Source organism: Pseudomonas sp. S1(2024) (genome assembly GCF_046557535.1).
Genome location: NZ_JBKGFP010000114.1, coordinates 1 through 18,021, shown reverse-complemented (window position 1 = coordinate 18,021; position 18,021 = coordinate 1). Strand labels below are relative to the sequence as shown.

The following is an 18,021-nucleotide window of genomic DNA, read 5'->3' as shown; positions in this document are numbered from 1 at the left end:
TTGCCGCGCGCGGCCCGGCTGTTTTACAGCGACTGTTGGGCGTAATGCCAGTAGAAAAGTTCACGCCGCCTAAAGGTTTCATCTTGCGCGGCCGAAATCCTAGCAGAGCGCCTTCGCAATCACCTTGTACAAACTGCTGCAGACTATTGAATGGATAGCACTTAGCCATTAGTCGTGTGGGGGCCTCGCGCAAAGCATGCTTGGATGCGCCTGAATAAAAAGAACAATGCGGGAGCTGTGGTATGAAAACCCTGAGATCGATGTCTATCAGCCGCCGTCTGTGGCTGATCCTTTTGGTGGCGGTGGCAATGCTGGTGGTATTGGGCCTGCTGATGCTGCGCCAGATCCACGGTGACCTGTACCAGGCCAAAGCGGAGAAAACCCGCCACGTGGTGCAGACCGCAGCCGGTGTGCTGGCCTATTACCAAGGCCTGGAGGCAGCCGGCACACTCAGCCGTGAAGCGGCCCAGCAACAGGCGCTGCAAGTGGTACGCGCGCTGCGCTACGACCAGAACGACTACTTCTGGATCAACGACCTGGGGCCGAAGATGATCATGCATCCGGCCAACCCCAAGCTCGACGGCCAGGACCTGTCGGCCATCCGCGACCCCGACGGCTTTGCCGTGTTCAACGAGATGGTCGCCCTGGCTCGGCAGCAGGACGCCGGGCCGGTCAACTACCGCTGGCCCAAGCCCGGTGCCAGCGAGCCGGTGGCCAAGACGTCCTACATCCAGCTGTTCAAGCCCTGGGGCTGGATCATCGGCTCAGGCGTGTACGTCGACGACGTGCAGGCCGAATTCGCCCGCCAGTTGCGCGACGCCTCGCTGGTGGGCGTGGCCATTGCCCTGCTGATGGCGCTGGTGGTCATGCTGATTGCGCGCAGCATCGCCCGCCCGTTGCAGGAAGCAGTGCAGGCCATGGGCAACATCGCCAGCGGCGAAAGCGACCTGACCCGGCGCCTGGACACTCACGGCCGTGACGAAATCACCCACCTGGGCGAGCACTTCAACCGCTTCAATGGCAAGCTGCAAGGCGTGGTCGGCCAGTTGCAAGGCGCGGCCCATGCCCTGGCCCGATCCGCCGGGCATGTCGGCGACAACGCCGGTGCCGCGCAGCAGCACAGCGCCCAGCAATCGCTGCAGATGGACCAGGTGGCGACCGCGGTCAACGAAGTGACTTACGCCGTGCAAGACGTGGCCAAGACCGCCGAGCAGGCCGCCGGTGAAATGCGCACCGCGCAACAGCAGGTGGCACACGGCCAGGAGGCCATTCACGGCAGCCTGGCGCAGATCGACCGGCTGTCGCTGACCATCGACCAGGCCGTGCAGGTGATCCGTGAACTGGCCGGGCACAGCACGCGCATCGGTGGTGTGCTGGATGTGATCCGCTCCATCGCCGAACAGACCAACCTGCTGGCGCTGAATGCGGCCATCGAGGCGGCGCGGGCCGGCGAGCAGGGCCGTGGCTTTGCCGTGGTCGCCGATGAGGTGCGCCTGCTGGCCCAGCGCACGGCGCAGTCGACGGCCGAGATCCATACCATGATCGAGCACCTGCAAAGCCAGTCGGACGCTGCGGTCAAAGCCATCGACACCAGCAGCGAGGCCTCGCGCCAGACGGTCGAGCAGGCCCGCGAGGCCGGTGCCAGCCTGGATGCCATCAACCAATCACTGAACAACCTCACGGCGTTGAATGCCTCCATCGCCAGCGCCACCTTGCAGCAGTCGCACGTGGTAGAAGAGATCAACCGCAACGTGCTGGATACTGCCGGGTTGTCTCAGCAGACCGCCGATGCGGCGCGCCAATCCAGCGATGCCGGGATGGCGCTGGGGCAGTTGAGCGAAGAGCTGGAGCAGTTGTTGCGGCAGTTCCGGGTATAAGGTTGAGAATGCCGGGGGCGCTTTGCGCCCTTTCGCGACACAAGGCCGCTCCTACAGACGATCGCGTCCCCCTGTAGGAGCGGCCTTGTGTCGCGATGGGCTGCAAAGCAGCCCCAAAGACCCCAACGCCCTACACCTTCCCCGGCCGACCCGCTACAATCGCGCCCTTCCCCCGCAGTCTCCAAGGATCGCCGATGTCCGGCCTTGAACTCATCGCCGCCGTCCTCGGCGTCACCGCTGTCTGGCTCACGGTCAAGCAGAACGTCTGGTGCTGGCCCATCGGTCTGGTCATGGTGCTGATCTATGGCTGGCTGTTCTACGAGGTGAAGCTGTACTCCGGCATGTTGCTGCAACTGGCCTATGCCATCCTGCAGGTCTACGGCTGGTGGCAATGGAAGCGCCCGGGCCATGCTGAAGACGCCCGCCAGGTCACCCGCCTGCAGCGCCCGGCATTGCTCGTCGGTTTGGCCGGCGGGGTGCTGTTGAGCGCCACCTTGGGCGCGGCGATGGCCACCTGGACCGACGCCGCCCTGCCCTGGCTGGACGCCACCCTGACCGGCTTCAGCCTGGTGGCACAACTGTGGATGGCGCAGAAGCGCCTGCAGTGCTGGCCGCTGTGGGTAGTGGTAGATATCGTCTACGTGGGCCAGTACCTGCACCAGCAGTTGTACTTCACCGCCGGTTTCTTCGCCGTGCTCACCCTGATTGCCGTGCGCGGCTGGCTGGAATGGCGCCGTGACCCGGCGTTGGTGCAGCCATGAGCGCGGCACAATCAATGAAGGTACTGGTGCTGTGCGGCCCGGAATCCAGTGGCAAGAGCTGGCTCAGCGGTGTGATCCAGGCGCATTTCGGCGGCGTGGTGGTGGCCGAATACGTGCGCCACTTCATCGATCAGGAACGCCGCGACACCTGCTATGCCGATATCCCTGCCATCGCTCGTGGTCAGCTGGCCTGGGAAGACCAGGCCCGTGAGCAGGCACCGTCGCTACTGATTCTCGACACTCACCTGCTCAGCAACATGCTCTGGAGCCACGCCCTGTTCGGCGACTGCCCGGCCTGGCTGGAACAGGCGTTGCTGGCGCGGCATTACCACCTGCACCTGCTGCTGAGCCCGCAAGGCGTGGATTGGGTTGCCGATGGCCAGCGCAGCCAGCCGGAACTGCGCGACCGCCAGCGCTTTTTCGACGACAGCCTGCACTGGCTGCAACGGCATGAGCAGGCGTACAAAATAATTGAGGGCAATTGGCCACAACGCCAGTTGCTGGCACTGCAAACAGTCGCTAAGCTCATTGATAGCGATACGCCATCCTGCCCCACCGAGTGTTAACCCACTGACACACCCTTGTGGGGCGAAGCCCCTGAAAACATGAGGTCTTGCGGGGCGTCGAAAGTAATGTCAAGGCGCTGAAACACTCCTGCAAAAACCCTTCCAATCAAGGCCGACACTGGCTTTGCCTGCACCACTCGCGGCTGCCTGTTTCAGCCCTGAGACAGAATATGCCGCAGCTTGTCATGGTGCCTACCTTAACCTTTTGATCTGAAACCGCTTCTCGAAAGCGGCACACCTTCTGCTCCCTCGTTCACATCGCCGAACAGGGCCAGCGCTCATTGAAGGAGTTGCCGTCGTGAGGAAAACTGACAAACGCCTTTATCACCTGCTGCTGATGGGCTATGTGCTGGGTTCGTTGAGCCTGACGGCCCAGGCCGACAACGGCATCATCGTGATAACCCGTGATGTGCAGACACGCAACGCTGTGGTCCCGCCGTTAAGACCCGACCCCAACCCCACCACCGTCAATGCCAATCCTTCCGCTCACATCCTCAAGCAAACCAACGAACTGAGTGATGGCGACTTCGCCAACATCAGCAGCGGTGCGGGCATCAGCACCCTGATTACCCAGCAGACCAACAACCTGGGCGGCAACCTCAATAACCAGTCCCAACTGCCCAACCTGGCCGGTGGCCGCGGTACAGGCTCGGGAAATGGCATCTCGAACATGGTCAACTCGAGTGTGCAGCGCGGCCTGGCGCCGCTGCAGATCCTGACCGGAGGCAAGTGAGATGAAGCACACGCTGCTGATCCTGGTCACGCTGTGCAGTACATCGGCCTTCGCGCAATCCCCGGTCCCCGTGATCAACAACGCCGACATCGACAGCTCGGGCAGCCGTTACCAGGGCAACCTGTCGGTCAACCAGGCAGCCGGCGACCAACAGCAACAGGCCAACGCGCGCGCCTTCGCCGCAGGGCCCGAGGCTGGCGCCACCACGCAGATCCGCCAACGGCTGAACGCCCCCGCAACTTCCGCGATGGACGCGCGCGCGACCATACAGGGCGACGCCTTCAGCAACGGTAGCGGCGCCCTGGGGGTCAACCAGAGCGCCGGCGCCAACACCCAGCAAGCGAACGCACTGAGCATCAGTCTCGGTGCCCAGCCGCAAAGCATCGACGACAGCGTCCTCATGCAACAGAACGTGGCGCTGCTCAACAACTCCGGTCCGATTGACACTTCAACTGGCAATCGCCAGGTCACCACAAGTGACCAGGCCTTCACCGGTAGCCGTGGAGTGATTCAGTTGAACCAGAGTGCCGGGGTGGGAAACCGAATGGCCAACACCTTGAGCATCCGGGTCGCGGATTGACCCATCCAGTTAAGAACAACACTTAACCTAAAAGTACGGAGAATCACCATGAAACCCTCGATGGCAATCAAGCCTCTGGTTTTCGCAATTGCTGCGGTCATGGCTGTTGCTGTACAAGCTGATCAGAACGACCGGCGTGGCGGGCACCACAATGGTCACCACAATAACGGGCATCACACCCCTCCTCCCACCCGGATCCCTGTGTATGCCACAGCCAACGCCATGGACAGCCAACGCAGCACGGGTAACACCATCACCAACCAAGGCACCATCAACGAAGCCGAAATGAGCAGCTCGGCCACGGGTGCAAGCGGCAACGTGGGTGTCAACGTGGCAGCCGGTAACGGCAACCAGCAGGACAATGCTGCGGCTATTGCCAATGCATCGTCCGAGTCCAGCCTGGACAACAGCTTCGTGTTCGGCACCGCCGAAGCCACCGCTGACGTTCGCCAGTTCAGCAACAACAACCGTGTCGACAACTGGTCCACCCAGAACTCGGCAGTCATGGCCGGCTCGGCCGATGGTGCGGAGGGTAACGTCGGCATCAACATCGCTGGCGGCGACCTGAACCAGCAGAAGAACACCATGGCCATCGCCAACACCGGTGCCCCGCTGGGCAATGCCACTGCCACCGCCTCTGCCGACCAGAACGGCCCAGGCCTGACGGTGAACAACGGCGCCGACCGCACCTACCGGGTGGACACGCTGACCATCACCACCACCAAGAGCGGTTCCAGCTCGCGTGAGGGCACGTTCAATTCGACCGACGACCGCAGCTCGTCCTCGAGCTTCAGCGTGGCCGGCTCGCGAAGTGCCAGTTCCAGTGGCTCCAGTGGCTGGAACTCCAGCGGTTCGAGCAGCATGAACGCCAGCGGCTCGCACAGTTCCACTGCCAGCGGCTCCAACAGCTGGAACGCCAGTGGTTCGATGGCCGGCAACTCCAGTTCGTCCAGCAGTGCCAGCCTGAGCGCCTCCTTGGCCGCGGCAGCCGATGCGACCCGCACCACGACCACCGATTACGGCCGTCACGAGCGCACTCGCACCGACAGCTTCGATGCCTCGCTCAATGCATCGCTCAATGTGGATGTCGACCACTCGCGGGAAAGCTCTTACGACAAGTCGTTCGAGAAGGCATTCGACTCGTCGTATGACAAGGCTCGCCAATCGAGCTACGAGAAGTCTCGCGACTCCTCGTATGAGAAGGCTCACGAGTCGTCCTATGCCAATGCATCGGAATCGGCGTTTGAAAAGTCTGGCGAGAAATCGTCTCAATCGTCGAACGACGTGTCGAAGAGCTACAGCGAAAGCAGTGCCTACGACTTGAGCAATACCGTGTCCTTCCAAGTGCTGACCCCGACCGGATGGGCAAACCCTGTTACCAACACTGCAACCCTTAGTGGTTCGGTGAATGGCGGCAGTGGCAACCTGGGCGTGAACGTGGCAGCCGGTGTGGGCAACCAGCAGAGCAACTCGCTGGCCATCTCCAACACCTCGTTCTGATCGCTGTGCTTGAGGCCCCCTTCGGGGGGCCTTTCTTCAACAGAACCGGAAGGCATCCGATCATGCGCATCATTGCCCTGGCGTTTTTGCTGTGCCTGGCCAGCATGAGCGAAGCTGCACAAATGCCGCTGTCCGTCCTGCCGGGCGGCGCCGTGGTGTTCAAGCCCATCCAGAGCATACGCGAGCGCAAGTTCGCCGACCTGGTGCAACAGAAAACCGACTTCAGCTGCGGCGCCGCCGCGCTGGCCACCATCCTGCGCCAGGCCTACTGGCTGGATGTGGACGAGCAACAGATCATCGAAGGCATGCTGGCCCACGCCGACCAGGACCTGGTGCGCACGCAAGGCTTCTCGATGCTCGACATGAAACGCTACGTGGAAAGCCTGGGGATGCGTGCCCGCGGCTACCGGGTGGCACCCGAGACCCTGCACAGCGTGCGCATCCCGGTCGTGGTGCTGATGGACGTGCGCGGCTACAAGCACTTCGTGGTCATGCAGAAGGTCGACAAGGGTTGGGTGTATATCGGTGACCCGGTACTGGGCCACAAGCGCTACAAAGTCGAAGATTTTCTCAAGGGCTGGAACGGCATCATCTTCGCCGTCATCGGCCAAGGCTACGACAAGAACAACATCCTGCTTGACCCGCCCCTGCCGCTGACCGCCAAGGGCCGGGTGAACAACTTCACCCCGGTGCAGGATGCAGAGCTGCTGGACTTCGGTTTCATCAAAAGCGACTTCTTCTAACGACTCTTGCAACGACAAGGAGCACGAGGCTCCGGGGAGCACCCCAATGAAGAACCCATTCTGGCTCGCGATCGCATGCCTGGCCGTCAGCCTTCCCACCCATGCCGAAACGTTCAAGCCCATCGAGCTGAAGGACCATGAGTTGGCGACCCTGCGTGGCCGCTACGTGATGCCGGGGCGGATCGTGAGTTTCGGCATTGTCATGTCCAGCACCTGGCAGAATGCCAAAGGGGACGTGATCGGTGCCACGAGCACGATGCAGATTCAGCAGTCGACCATCAAACCGCAATTCTATGTGTCGTTGATCGACGAAAGCGGCACCGGCACAGCGTCAGCTGGATCCACCGCACCAGGTACCGGTACCGTCACGGGCGGTGCCGGCCTCAACACCACAGAGGGTGTTACCCAGGTGGTACGCGCCGCTGGCGACAACAACACCGCCTACAACGATGTCGCCATCAATGTCTCCAAGGCCAACCAGGCGCCCGCCATGCAGCCGCAGGGCCAAGCACTGGCCAACGGCCAGACGCTGACGGGCGAAAACGGCGCGGGTGCGCTGAGTGTGTCTGCCAGCGGCGTAGGGGTGCAGTTCAATATCAATGCCAATAACAACCAGGGCAGCAGCGTGCAGCGTCTGGCGCAGGGTGGCTTGATGCAGAACTCGACGCTGCTGGGCAATGGCAACCGGGTGAACAACGTCACCACGCTCAATGTGGTGATGCGTGAAAGCGTGCCAACAGCCGCTTCGCTGAACGGTAGCCTCGATCAGCTCAAAGGTCTTCGCACATTCGGATACTGATCTACGCTCAGTCTCATCAAAAGAAGTCGGCAGGGACGGCAATTCCATGCACCGATCTTTATCGCTCAAAGTTTTTGTGTGTTTGACCACCTTGGCCCCGGCCACATTGCTCTACGCCGCCTCCGACCCACAGGTTGAGGCTCTCAAGCAGGAACTGATGGAACTGAAACGTCGCTACGAAGCCCAGCAGCAAGCGCTGATGGTGCTGGAGCAGCGCGTACGCCAGGTCGAGGAAACCCCGGCAGCACCACCGCCCAAACGCCTGGTCAGGTCCCCGGCCGAAGGGGTCAAGGGCGCACAGACGGTGGCATCGGGTGCACCGGGCACCACCGGCAGCTCCTATGGTCAGGCGCTGACCGCCGACGCCGAACCGGCACAGAGCGTGTCCAACCTGTATGACGAGGCCAGCGGCTTCTTCGGCGGCGGCAAGTTCAGCTTCGAGACCGGTGTCACCTATACCCACTACGATACTCGGGCGCTGGTGCTCAACGGCTTCCTGGCACTGGACTCGATCTTCCTCGGCAGTATCAACCTTGACCGGGTGAAGGCAGATAACTGGACCCTGGACATGACTGCCCGCTACAACCTCGCCCAGCGTTGGCAGTTCGACATCAACGTCCCGGTGGTGTACCGCGAATCCACTTATTCTTCCGGCGGTGCAGGGGGAGCCGGGGCGAGCACCTCGGACGAAACCGTAACCCGCGACCCGGAAATTGGCGACGTCAACGTCGGCGTCGCCTACAAGTTCCTCGACGAAGACGAGACCTGGCCTGACGCCGTCGCTACCTTGCGCATAAAGGCACCGACCGGCAAAGACCCGTATGGCATCAAATTGCGCCAGGTCGAGGGCAACGACAACCTGTCGGTACCGGAAAGCCTGCCGACCGGCAACGGCGTCTGGTCGATCACGCCGGGCATCTCGCTGGTCAAGACGTTCGACCCGGCCGTGCTCTTCGGCAGCCTGTCGTATACCTACAACATGGAAGACTCGTTCAGCGACATCAGCCCACAGGTCAACAGCAAGGTGCCCGGCGACGTGAAGCTGGGCGACTCCTGGCAGATCGGCGGCGGTATCGCCTTTGCCCTGAACGAGAAGATGAGCATGTCGTTCTCGGTGTCCGACCAGTTCGCCCGCAAGAGCAAGATAAAGCCGGATGGTGGTGACTGGCAGTCGATCTCCAACAGCGACTACAACGCAGCCAACTTCAACATCGGCATGACCTTCGCCGCCACCGACAACCTGACCATCGTGCCCAACCTGTCCATTGGTCTGACCGATGACGCACCGGACTTTTCCTTCAGCCTGAAATTCCCCTACTACTTCTGATACTTGCCATCGGCCGGGCCCGCGCTAAAGGGCCCGGTTTTGGTTACCAGCCTTGTCCCGGACCGCCTTCCATGCCACGGCCTGTTATCATCAAGCACAGTTGCATGACGATTTAATGGCAAAAGGGATGTTTTCGTGAAGAACCTGTCAGACCACCCACGTACCCGGCTTGTCGCCCTGGCGACCCTGGTACTGGTGATCCCACTGGGTACGCGCGCCATGCTGGGTTGGTCCAACCCGCTCGGTTACCTGTCCGACCTCGCACTCGGCAGCCTGCTGGTCTTGCTGCTGCACCGTCGGCCGTGGTGGTTGGCGCTCCCCGTATTGCTGGCCTGGGCGGCCCTCTGGGTGGCTTCGGCCGAACTGGTCAGCGCGGTTGGCCGTTTGCCCACCAGCGCTGACCTCACATACCTGCTCGACCCGCAGTTCATGGAAAACTCGACCGGTGGTGGCCTGGCCCATGCCTGGCTGCCCTTGATCATGGGCACCGGCCTGCTGGGCTGGCTGGCCATCGCCTGGCGCAGCCGTAGCCAACGCAGCCAGCCGGTGCCCATGATCAAGGGCAGCCAGGCCTGGGCCATTCCGCTGCTGCTGTTTGGCGCCCATTGGGGCAGCCAGCAACTGGTACCTTCCGACGCCGACCAATGGCGGCAATACAACCTCACCCACCAGTTGCTGTCGGCCGGGGCCGGCAACCTGCAGCGCCAGGTCGAAGGCTGGATGGGCCGCACACATACCTTCACCCCTCTGGCCAGTACCGGCCTGACCCAGTCCGACCTGCATGGCCAGCGGCTGCTCGCCGGGCCAGGCAACGCCCGCAACCTGCTGATCATCACCGTGGAAGGCATCCCCGGGGCCTACCTGCGGCCCAACCGCCACGCCCTGCACAGCCGCTTCGACGAAGAGCTGATGCCAAAGCTCAGCCAGTGGGCCGAGCGCGGCATGAACACCCCGGACTACGTGCTGCATACCCACCAGACCATCCGTGGCCTGTACGCGATGCTCTGCGGTGACTATGACAAACTGGCCAACGGCACGCCCAAGGGCATGGAGCTGCTGACCCAGAACGATCGCAACCAGGCCTGCCTGCCGGCGCAGTTGCGCCAGGCCGGTTTCACTACCCACTACCTGCAGGGTGCCGGCCTGCGCTTCATGGCCAAGGACCGCATCATGCCGCACATCGGCTTTGACTCGGTGCACGGCCAGGAGTGGTTCCGCAACAAGAACTACCTGGACTTCCCCTGGGGCAAGGATGATCGCTCCTTCTTCGAGGGGGCGCTGGACTACGTCGGCCAGCTGCAAAAGCAGGACAAGCCATGGATGCTGACCCTGCTCACCGTGGGCACCCACCAGCCCTACTCGGCGCCGTTCGAGTACATGGAGCGCTACGACACGCCGAAACAGGCGGCAGTCGCCTACCTGGACGATGCGCTCGGTGCATTCCTCGACAACCTCGAACGCCAGGGCGTACTCAAGGACACCCTGGTGGTGGTGACTTCCGACGAGTCCCACGGCATCGACGGTGTGCGCCTGGCCTCGTCCTGGGGCTTCAACCTTACTCTGGCGCCGGAGCAGGCGCAGTTGCCACGGATCAAGCGGGGTACCTACGGCCATATCGACCTGGCCACCTCCCTGCTCGACTATTTTGCGCTGCCCATCCCCATGGCGCTCGGCGGTCGCTCGCTGTACCGCGATTACGACAGCGGTCGTGAAATGATCTCCTACACCAACGGCATGCTGCGCTATCACGACGGCCGGGGTGTGTTCACCGAATGCGATTTCCAGCAGCGCTGCCGGCGTTACGCCAGCGAGGGCTTCATCGCCGACCAGGCACGTTACCTTGGGCTGGGCGACAGCCTGCTGGGCCAGCAGATCGGTGCCCTCGCGGGGGTGCTCGACCAGTCCCTGCTGCAGACACCGCTCAACCTGCGTTACCAGTTCGGCGGCCCATCGCCGATCCAGCTGCGCAAGCGCATCAAAGATGACTGGGCCGACAACCTGATCGGCGCCCAGTACCTGGAAATGCCCGAGGGTTCGCATACCCGCGTACGGGTCAAGGTACGATCGCTGGACCCCAAGCGCGCAGCCTATATCCAGCTCAAGGCCAAACAGCTGGAGCAGGACGTACCGCTAGGCTTGCCTTACGAAGTGAAAGTCACCGCCGACGAGCCGCTGGAAATGGAGTTCAGCTTCGACAACCCGACCGCGCGCAAAGCGTTTTCCTTCCATTTGCTGGGCTATGGTGGTGGCCAGGTGGAAATCAGCGACTTCAGTGTGATAACCGCGCTGCCAGGGGAAGATGAAGCAGCGGATGAGCTGACCGAAGGGCATATCGCCCATTCGGGCTGAACGGTACCACTCATCGCCGGGCCGCCGCGACCTGTCGATTCAACCCGCCCGTGCTCGACTAGTGTGTGAATCACCCAATGTGGAGATAACACCATGAGCACGAGCGAAAGCAGGCACCCGGTGGTTTCCCGCAGCCAGTGGCTGGCGGCCCGCCGGCAGCTGTGGCTGCACGAAAAGGCCTTCACCCACCACCGCGACGCGCTGTCCGCAGCCCGTCGCGCCCTGCCCTGGGTCAAGGTGGAGCACGACTATCGCTTCCAGGGGCCCGACGGCGAACTGAGCCTGGCCGACCTGTTCGCAGGCCGCAGCCAACTGCTGGTTTACCACTTCATGTTCGCCGAAGGCTGGAGCGAAGGTTGCCACGGCTGCTCATTCCTGGCCGACCACTTTGACGGCGCCAACCTGCACCTGGCCCATCACGACGTGTCGCTGGTGGCGGTGTCGCGTGCGCCGTATGCCGAGTTCCAGGCATTCCGCCGGCGCATGAGCTGGCAGTTTCCCTGGTATTCGTCACATGGCAGCGGCTTCAACGAGGACTTTGGCGTCAGCGTCGGCAGCGAGGGCCAGCGGCAGTACAACTATGAGCCATATGAGGGCGATGAAAGCGAGCTTCCCGGGCTGAGTGCGTTCTACCGCGAGCCGGACGGCAGCGTGTACCACACCTACTCGACCTATGCCCGCGGGCTGGACATCCTGGTCAACACCTACAACTTCCTCGACATCGCGCCACTGGGGCGCAACGAGGCCGGGACCATGGACTGGGTGCGGCACCACGACCGTTATGAAGGGCAGCCGGACAAGCCTAACTGCTGCCACAAATAACGTGAGGCAACACATATCCCTTGTGGAAGCGGGCATGCCCGCGAACACCGGCAAAGCCGGTGCCAGGCACCGCATCGCCTGTTTCGCGGGCGCGCCCGCTCCCACTGGGGCCGCGGTATGTCAGCCGCGCACACCCAGCATCCCGCGCTCGACGATGAAGTCGATCACCGCCTGCAGCCCCTCGCCCTTCTTCAGGTTGCTGAAGGTCCATGGCCGCTCCGGGCGCATGCGCTGGGTATCGCGCTCCATCACTTCCAGCGAAGCCCCCACATAGGGCGCCAGGTCGGTCTTGTTGATCACCAGGAAGTCCGACTTGGTAATCCCTGGCCCACCCTTGCGCGGGATCTTCTCCCCTTCGGCCACGTCGATCACGTAGATGGTCAGGTCGGCCAGCTCAGGGCTGAAGGTGGCACTCAGGTTGTCACCGCCGCTTTCGACAAAGATAACCTCGAGGTTGCCAAATTTGCGCGCCAGTGCTTCGACCGCCGCCAGGTTCATCGAGGCGTCTTCACGTATCGCCGTGTGCGGGCAGCCGCCGGTTTCCACGCCGACGATGCGCTCCGGCTCGAGGGCCCCGGCTTCGGTCAGGATGCGCTGGTCTTCCTTGGTGTAGATATCGTTGGTGACCACTGCGATCTGGTAATGGTCGCGCATGGCCTTGCACAAGGCTTCGAGCAGCGCCGTCTTGCCGGAGCCGACCGGGCCGCCGACACCGACGCGCAGGGGTTGTTGATAGCTTTGCATGCAGGCAGTCCTCAGGAACGGAACAAACGGGTGTATTGGGTTTCGTGACGCGATGAGGCAATGGCCAGCAATGGCAGGCCACCGCCAAGCTGGTCATCGCCCAGGCCCAGTGCCTGGTCGAGGGCCGCGGGCAGCCCTGCCCCCAGGTCGCGCAGCAAGGTCTGGGCGGCCTGCTGGCCGAACGGCACCAGCTTGACCCCGGCCATTACCGCGCCCTCCAGCCAGGCAAAACCATGGCCCAGGGCCAACTGGCGCAGTGGGATCGCCCAGTGCGCAGCCAGCCAGGCCATACCGCCCAGCTGGGTGAGTTCTAGGCTGGCCCGCCAGGCCGGCGCCTGGCCCAGTTGCCAGCCGTCCAGCAGCCGTGCCAGCGCCGCGCCGCGCTGCTGTTCTTCCAGGCGCAGCTCGGCGGTTTCACGGTTGGCCAGCAGAAAGCGGCTCCAGTGGCCGAAGGCTTCGGCGTCCTCGGCCTGGCAGGCGTGGTACAAGCGCGCCAGCACCGGCCAGTCGAGGCAGGCCAGGGTGTCGTCGATCTGCTCGCGCTGCCAGGCAGCGAAACCATCCACGTCCCGTACCCAGCCCGCCTCGACCGCCCACTCCAGGCCTTGCGAGTAGGTGAAGCCACCCACCGGCAAGCCAGGGCTGGCCAGCTGCAGCAGGCGCAACAGCGCCAGGTCGCTGTCCATCAACCAGCCAGTACCAGCGCGGCGCCGGCCAGCAGGCCGCCGCCAAAGGCCTTCTGCAGGCCGCTATGCCTGCGCAACAGGCAACCGACCGCAAAGCCGGCCGCCAGCAACAGGCCGCTGACCGTGACGAAGCCGGCGCTGAACTGCCAGAACGCGCTTGGCGTGGCTTCCACGCCATGGGCCCAGCCATGGAACAGGGCGAACACCGGCATGGCCATTGCCAGCAGCAGCTGGCGGCTGGGCAGCAGCACGGCACCGGCAGCCACCAGCAGCGACACAGCAATCAGGGTTTCCATACCCAGTACATCGCCGAACAGGTGGCCGCACACCGCGCCGCCAAACATCGCCGCCAGGGTTGCCAGGGGTAGCGTCAGGTTGCGCCGGGTCAGCGCGGCGAGCGCACCGGTGCCCAGCAGCATCAGCAGGTGGTCAAGACCGGTCAGCGGGTGTAGCAGGCCGTCCTGCAGCGGGTTGGCGTCGTGCCCGGGGTGGGCGAAGGCAGGCAGAGCCAGCATCAGCAGAAACAGGGCGAAAGTCTTTTTCATCGGTTGCTCCAGGCAGTTCAGGAATGGGCAGGCAGGCGCACGAACGGGTGATCGTGGCCGTGGGCATGGCTATGGCTGTGGCTGTGCGGTGCGCTCTGGTAGGCGCCCGCTTCAGGCTCGAACGGCGCCTGTTCGGCCTCTACCGTCAGGCCCAGGCCACGCAACATGTCGTCCAGCACGTGGTCGTGCTGGAAGCGCAACAGGCCGGGTTCGATCTGCAGCGGTACATGGCGGTTGCCCAGGTGATAGGCCGCGCGGGCCAGCAGGTGCGGGTCGGCGCAGCGCACCGTGGACACCGCCTCGGGCGCCGCCAGCACACGGATCAGCTGGGTGCCCTCGGCATCGGCCAGCAGTTCGCCTCCGCGCAGCAGGTGGCCGCGTTCGAGCATCAGCCCGGCCTCGCGACCATCATCCAGGGTCACCCGCAGGCGGCTCTTGATGCGGCTGTCCACGTCCAGGGTGACGGTGCCGGTTTCGCCCAGCTGGCCGGGCTCGGTGATACGGCGGGTCAAGACAATCATCGGTGCTCCTTCAGAACAGGAAGTAACGCTGGGCCAGCGGCAGTTCGCGGGCCGGTTCGCAGACCAGCAGTTCACCGTCGGCACGCACCTGGTAGGTCTGCGCATCGACCTCGATCAGCGGCTGCAAGGTGTTGTGGACCATGTCGGGCTTGCGCACCCGGCGGCAGCCGTGGGCCACGCCGATCAGGCTGCGCAGGTTCAACTCCTCGGCCAGGCCACGGTCCATCGCCGCCTGGGGCAGGAAGGTCATGCGCGTGGCATGCCGCGCCGCGCCCAGGGCGCCGAACATCGGGCGGTAATGCACCGGTTGCGGCGTGGGGATGGAACCGTTGATGTCCCCCATGGGCGCGGTGACGATCATCCCGCCCTTGATGACCAGGGCCGGCTTGACCGCAAAGAACGCTGGCGCCCACAGCACCAGGTCGGCCAGTTTGCCGACTTCCACCGAGCCCACTTCGTGGCCGATGCCGTGGGTCAGGGCCGGGTTGATGGTGTACTTGGCGATGTAGCGCTTGACCCGGAAGTTGTCGCTGTAGCTGGTGTCCGGCGCCAGTGGCCCGCGGCGCAGCTTCATCTGGTGGGCCACCTGCCAGGTGCGCAGCACCACCTCGCCAACCCGGCCCATGGCCTGGGAGTCGGACGAAGTCATGGCAAAGGCGCCCATGTCGTGGAGGATGTCCTCGGCGGCGATGGTTTCGCGGCGGATGCGCGACTCGGCAAAGGCCACGTCTTCGGCGATGCTCGGGTCCAGATGGTGGCAGACCATGAGCATGTCCAGGTGCTCGTCCACGGTGTTGACCGTGTACGGCAGGGTCGGGTTGGTCGAGGACGGCAACACGTTGGCCTGCCCTGCCGCGCGGATGATGTCCGGGGCGTGACCGCCACCAGCACCCTCGGTGTGGAAGGTGTGGATGGTGCGGTCGCCGATCGCCGACAGGGTGTCTTCGATGCAGCCGGACTCGTTGAGGGTGTCGGTGTGGATCGCCACCTGGATGTCCATTTCCTCGGCCACGCCCAGGCAGCAGTCGATGGCTGCTGGTGTCGAACCCCAGTCTTCGTGCAGCTTGAGGCCCACGGCGCCGGCTGCGATCTGCTCGCGCAGCGCTTCCGGCCGCGAGGCGTTGCCCTTGCCCAGCAAGCCGATGTTGATCGGCAGGCTGTCGGCAGCCTGGAGCATGCGCGCCAGGTACCAGGGGCCGGGCGTGCAGGTGGTGGCGTTGGTGCCGGTGGCCGGCCCGGTACCGCCGCCGATGAAGGTGGTGACACCGCTGTTCAGCGCCTCGTCCACCTGTTGCGGGCAGATGAAGTGGATGTGCGAGTCGACACCACCGGCGGTGACGATCTTGCCCTCGGCCGCGATCACCTCGGTGCCGGGGCCCACTGGCACGTTCACGCCCGGCTGCACATCGGGGTTGCCAGCCTTGCCGATCACCGCGATACGCCCGTGCTTGATACCGATATCGGCCTTGACGATGCCCCAGTGGTCGATGATCAGGGCATTGGTCAGTACCAGGTCCATGGCTTCGGCAGCCAGCATCTGGCCCTGCCCCATGCCATCGCGGATGACCTTGCCGCCACCGAACTTCACCTCTTCGCCATAGATGGTGAAGTCGTGCTCCACCTCGACCCACAGCGCGGTGTCGGCCAGGCGCACGCGGTCGCCCACGGTGGGGCCGAACATGTCGGCATAGGCCTGGCGGGAAATGCGGCTCATGCCCTGCCCTCCAGCGCGCCCATCACCTTGCCCTGGAAGCCGTAGACCTCGCGCTTGCCGGCGTATGCCACCAGTTGCACGGTACGCGCCTGGCCAGGCTCGAAGCGCACGGCGGTACCCGCGGGGATGTCCAGACGAAAGCCCAGCGTAGGCGCGCGCTCGAACACCAGCGCCTCGTTGACTTCGTAAAAGTGGTAGTGCGAGCCGACCTGCACCGGCCGGTCGCCATGGTTGGCCACGCTGACGCTGACTGTCGCGCGGCCGCTGTTCAGCTCGATGTCGCCGGCGGCGACCTGGATTTCACCTGGGATCATGCGGGGCTCCTGGGCAACTTCAAACGATGGGGTCATGCACGGTCACCAGCTTGGTGCCATCCGGGAAGGTCGCTTCGACCTGCACGTCGTGGAGCATTTCGGCGATGCCAGGCATTACCTGCTCGCGGCTCAATACTTCACGCCCCAGGCTCATCAGCTCGGCGACGGTGCGGCCATCACGGGCGCCTTCGAGCACGGCGGCACTGATCAACGCCACCGCTTCCGGGTAGTTGAGTTTCAGGCCACGGGCCAGGCGCCGCTCCGCCAGCAGCGCGGCGGTGAACAGCAGCAGTTTGTCTTTCTCTCTCGGGGTCAGCTCCATGGCGCTCTCTCAGGTGGCCCAGATACGCGGCGGGCAGGCCGGCAGGCCGAGGACGGCCGGGCGCAGCACATGCCACAGGCGTTGCAGGGTGCGTTGCAGGTGTTGGTTGTCATGGTCGAGCACGCGAATCACCAGCAACGACCCGAGCAGGGTCGCGCCGGCCGGGTTGGCCATCTCATCGAGCAGCGGGCGCACCAGATCCAGCACGGCCTGGTCGGCGGGTGCGGCGCAGAAGGTGGCCAGCAGCGGATGCCCGCCAAGCTTGCTCAGGCGCCCGCCTTCGACGCGTAGGCGCTCGTGCAGGCCCACTTCGTCGGGCAGTTCGATGTGCAAGCGGCTGTCGAGGGCTCCGTGATCGAACCGCTCGCTCATCACCGGGCGCCCCAGGCACAGGGTTTCCCAGGCCAGCAGGCGCGCCCCCGGTTCGAGGGTGAAACGGCTGTCGAGGCTGGCGCGGGCGCCGGAGAAGAAGATGCTGTCCTGCGGCAGCCACTCCAGGGTGCTGTCGGCGCCCAGGTGAAAACGCTGGACCAGCCGCGCGGTCGGGCCGATGCTGCGGTAGAACTTGCTGGCGCCGGGCATGGTCAGCAGCGCGTGGCTGCCCGGCTCCAGCTGGATATCCAGCTCCAGGCGGTCGCCAGCGACGATCCCTCCAGGAGGGTGCAGCACGTAGACATGGCACGGTGCACCTTCCGGATAGAACGGTCGCTGCACCAAAAGAGGTCCGAAATGCCGCCACGCACCAAGGCGGGTCACCTTGTCGCGTCTGACGAAGCGCAACTGCAGGTGAGCACTCCAGCCGGCATCGTCGTGTTGTTGTTCGATCTGCTCCGCGAGCGACATCCTGCGGCCCCTGAAATCCGTGGCCTGCTGGCCGTTTAGAGTGGCAGGCACGCACGGCTACGGCGTGCGCGCCCTGACCACTCGATCAAATTCGCAGGCTGGATATAGCAGGTTGCGGGCCAACTCCGCAGGTGAACGAAGATGAAGGATTTGCCATGGCCGCTCTGGCATCGGGCATACGGGGGGATGGCGCACAAGGCAGGGGCGTGCTTCGGCCCTGTTTCGGTGCCGGAGCAAGGTGAAAATGGGGCTGCGTTGCAGCCCTTCGCGGGCGC

General features: G+C 64.0%; 19 protein-coding genes and 1 pseudogene. 12 read left to right on the top strand and 8 right to left on the bottom strand.

All coding sequences use genetic code 11. The annotated features are described in order from the left end of the window. Positions 1 to 242: 242 nt before the first annotated feature. From mcpP to ACLCGK_RS29540, 12 genes and pseudogenes are all read left to right on the top strand, one after another. Positions 243 to 1,004, top strand: a pseudogene (gene mcpP / locus ACLCGK_RS29595) (methyl-accepting chemotaxis protein McpP); the annotation flags it as partial. A gap of 138 nt (positions 1,005 to 1,142) precedes the next feature. Beyond that, positions 1,143 to 1,877 carry a methyl-accepting chemotaxis protein gene (locus tag ACLCGK_RS29590; protein WP_404940922.1) on the top strand — a complete coding sequence of 245 codons (735 nt, stop codon included), beginning with the start codon at positions 1,143 to 1,145 and terminating at the stop codon, positions 1,875 to 1,877. A gap of 194 nt (positions 1,878 to 2,071) precedes the next feature. Beyond that, entirely contained in the window at positions 2,072 to 2,638 is a 567-nt protein-coding gene (gene pnuC, locus ACLCGK_RS29585) for a nicotinamide riboside transporter PnuC (protein ID WP_410952844.1), read from the top strand. Then, positions 2,635 to 3,204, top strand: coding sequence for an AAA family ATPase (locus ACLCGK_RS29580; protein WP_085719917.1), 570 nt, complete (start codon positions 2,635 to 2,637; stop codon positions 3,202 to 3,204). The genes pnuC and ACLCGK_RS29580 overlap by 4 nt, the downstream gene beginning before the upstream one ends. A 298-nt stretch (positions 3,205 to 3,502) precedes the next feature. Beyond that, the gene (locus ACLCGK_RS29575; RefSeq protein ID WP_015270165.1) at positions 3,503 to 3,937 is read left to right on the top strand and encodes a hypothetical protein; all 435 of its coding nucleotides are present in this window, start codon (positions 3,503 to 3,505) and stop codon (positions 3,935 to 3,937) included. Between the two features lies 1 nt (position 3,938). After that, positions 3,939 to 4,517 carry an adhesin gene (locus tag ACLCGK_RS29570; RefSeq protein ID WP_085719915.1) on the top strand — a complete coding sequence of 193 codons (579 nt, stop codon included), beginning with the start codon at positions 3,939 to 3,941 and terminating at the stop codon, positions 4,515 to 4,517. Positions 4,518 to 4,565: 48 nt separating this feature from the next. Next, complete coding sequence (locus tag ACLCGK_RS29565; RefSeq protein WP_031324312.1) at positions 4,566 to 6,017, top strand: hypothetical protein; 1,452 nt, start codon at positions 4,566 to 4,568, stop codon at positions 6,015 to 6,017. 62 nt (positions 6,018 to 6,079) lie between these two features. Continuing rightward, the gene (locus ACLCGK_RS29560) at positions 6,080 to 6,760 is read left to right on the top strand and encodes a C39 family peptidase (protein WP_013972457.1); all 681 of its coding nucleotides are present in this window, start codon (positions 6,080 to 6,082) and stop codon (positions 6,758 to 6,760) included. Positions 6,761 to 6,806: 46 nt separating this feature from the next. Then, complete coding sequence (locus ACLCGK_RS29555; protein ID WP_410952845.1) at positions 6,807 to 7,559, top strand: hypothetical protein; 753 nt, start codon at positions 6,807 to 6,809, stop codon at positions 7,557 to 7,559. Between the two features lie 46 nt (positions 7,560 to 7,605). Further along, entirely contained in the window at positions 7,606 to 8,886 is a 1,281-nt protein-coding gene (locus ACLCGK_RS29550) for a transporter (RefSeq protein WP_015270160.1), read from the top strand. Positions 8,887 to 9,021: 135 nt separating this feature from the next. After that, positions 9,022 to 11,235 (top strand): LTA synthase family protein, encoded by a 2,214-nt coding sequence (locus ACLCGK_RS29545; RefSeq protein WP_410952846.1) that lies wholly within the window; start codon positions 9,022 to 9,024, stop codon positions 11,233 to 11,235. 93 nt (positions 11,236 to 11,328) lie between these two features. Next, entirely contained in the window at positions 11,329 to 12,057 is a 729-nt protein-coding gene (locus tag ACLCGK_RS29540) for a DUF899 domain-containing protein (protein ID WP_410952847.1), read from the top strand. A gap of 120 nt (positions 12,058 to 12,177) precedes the next feature. Here ACLCGK_RS29540 and ureG read toward each other — a convergent pair whose 3' ends face one another. Genes ureG through ACLCGK_RS29500 form a run of 8 tightly spaced genes read right to left on the bottom strand, consistent with a single transcriptional unit; the run spans position 12,178 to position 17,746 of the window. Then, positions 12,178 to 12,801, bottom strand: coding sequence for an urease accessory protein UreG (gene ureG / locus ACLCGK_RS29535; RefSeq protein ID WP_410952848.1), 624 nt, complete (start codon positions 12,799 to 12,801; stop codon positions 12,178 to 12,180). 11 nt (positions 12,802 to 12,812) lie between these two features. Continuing rightward, on the bottom strand, positions 12,813 to 13,487 hold the full coding sequence (locus ACLCGK_RS29530) for an urease accessory protein UreF (protein WP_039612955.1): 675 nt from the start codon (positions 13,485 to 13,487) through the stop codon (positions 12,813 to 12,815). Beyond that, the gene (locus ACLCGK_RS29525) at positions 13,487 to 14,032 is read right to left on the bottom strand and encodes a HupE/UreJ family protein (protein WP_061552167.1); all 546 of its coding nucleotides are present in this window, start codon (positions 14,030 to 14,032) and stop codon (positions 13,487 to 13,489) included. Before ACLCGK_RS29525 ends, ACLCGK_RS29530 begins: the two co-directional genes overlap by 1 nt. A gap of 17 nt (positions 14,033 to 14,049) precedes the next feature. Beyond that, positions 14,050 to 14,553 (bottom strand): urease accessory protein UreE, encoded by a 504-nt coding sequence (gene ureE / locus ACLCGK_RS29520; protein ID WP_015270156.1) that lies wholly within the window; start codon positions 14,551 to 14,553, stop codon positions 14,050 to 14,052. Positions 14,554 to 14,563: 10 nt separating this feature from the next. After that, on the bottom strand, positions 14,564 to 16,267 hold the full coding sequence (ureC, locus tag ACLCGK_RS29515; protein WP_013972449.1) for an urease subunit alpha: 1,704 nt from the start codon (positions 16,265 to 16,267) through the stop codon (positions 14,564 to 14,566). Further along, complete coding sequence (locus ACLCGK_RS29510; RefSeq protein ID WP_015270155.1) at positions 16,264 to 16,581, bottom strand: urease subunit beta; 318 nt, start codon at positions 16,579 to 16,581, stop codon at positions 16,264 to 16,266. The genes ureC and ACLCGK_RS29510 overlap by 4 nt, the downstream gene beginning before the upstream one ends. Positions 16,582 to 16,600: 19 nt before the next feature. Continuing rightward, complete coding sequence (locus ACLCGK_RS29505; protein ID WP_003256923.1) at positions 16,601 to 16,903, bottom strand: urease subunit gamma; 303 nt, start codon at positions 16,901 to 16,903, stop codon at positions 16,601 to 16,603. A 9-nt stretch (positions 16,904 to 16,912) separates the two neighbouring features. After that, positions 16,913 to 17,746: an urease accessory protein UreD gene (locus ACLCGK_RS29500; protein ID WP_410952849.1), complete on the bottom strand. Its 834-nt coding sequence runs from the start codon at positions 17,744 to 17,746 to the stop codon at positions 16,913 to 16,915. Between the last annotated feature and the right edge of the window lie 275 nt (positions 17,747 to 18,021).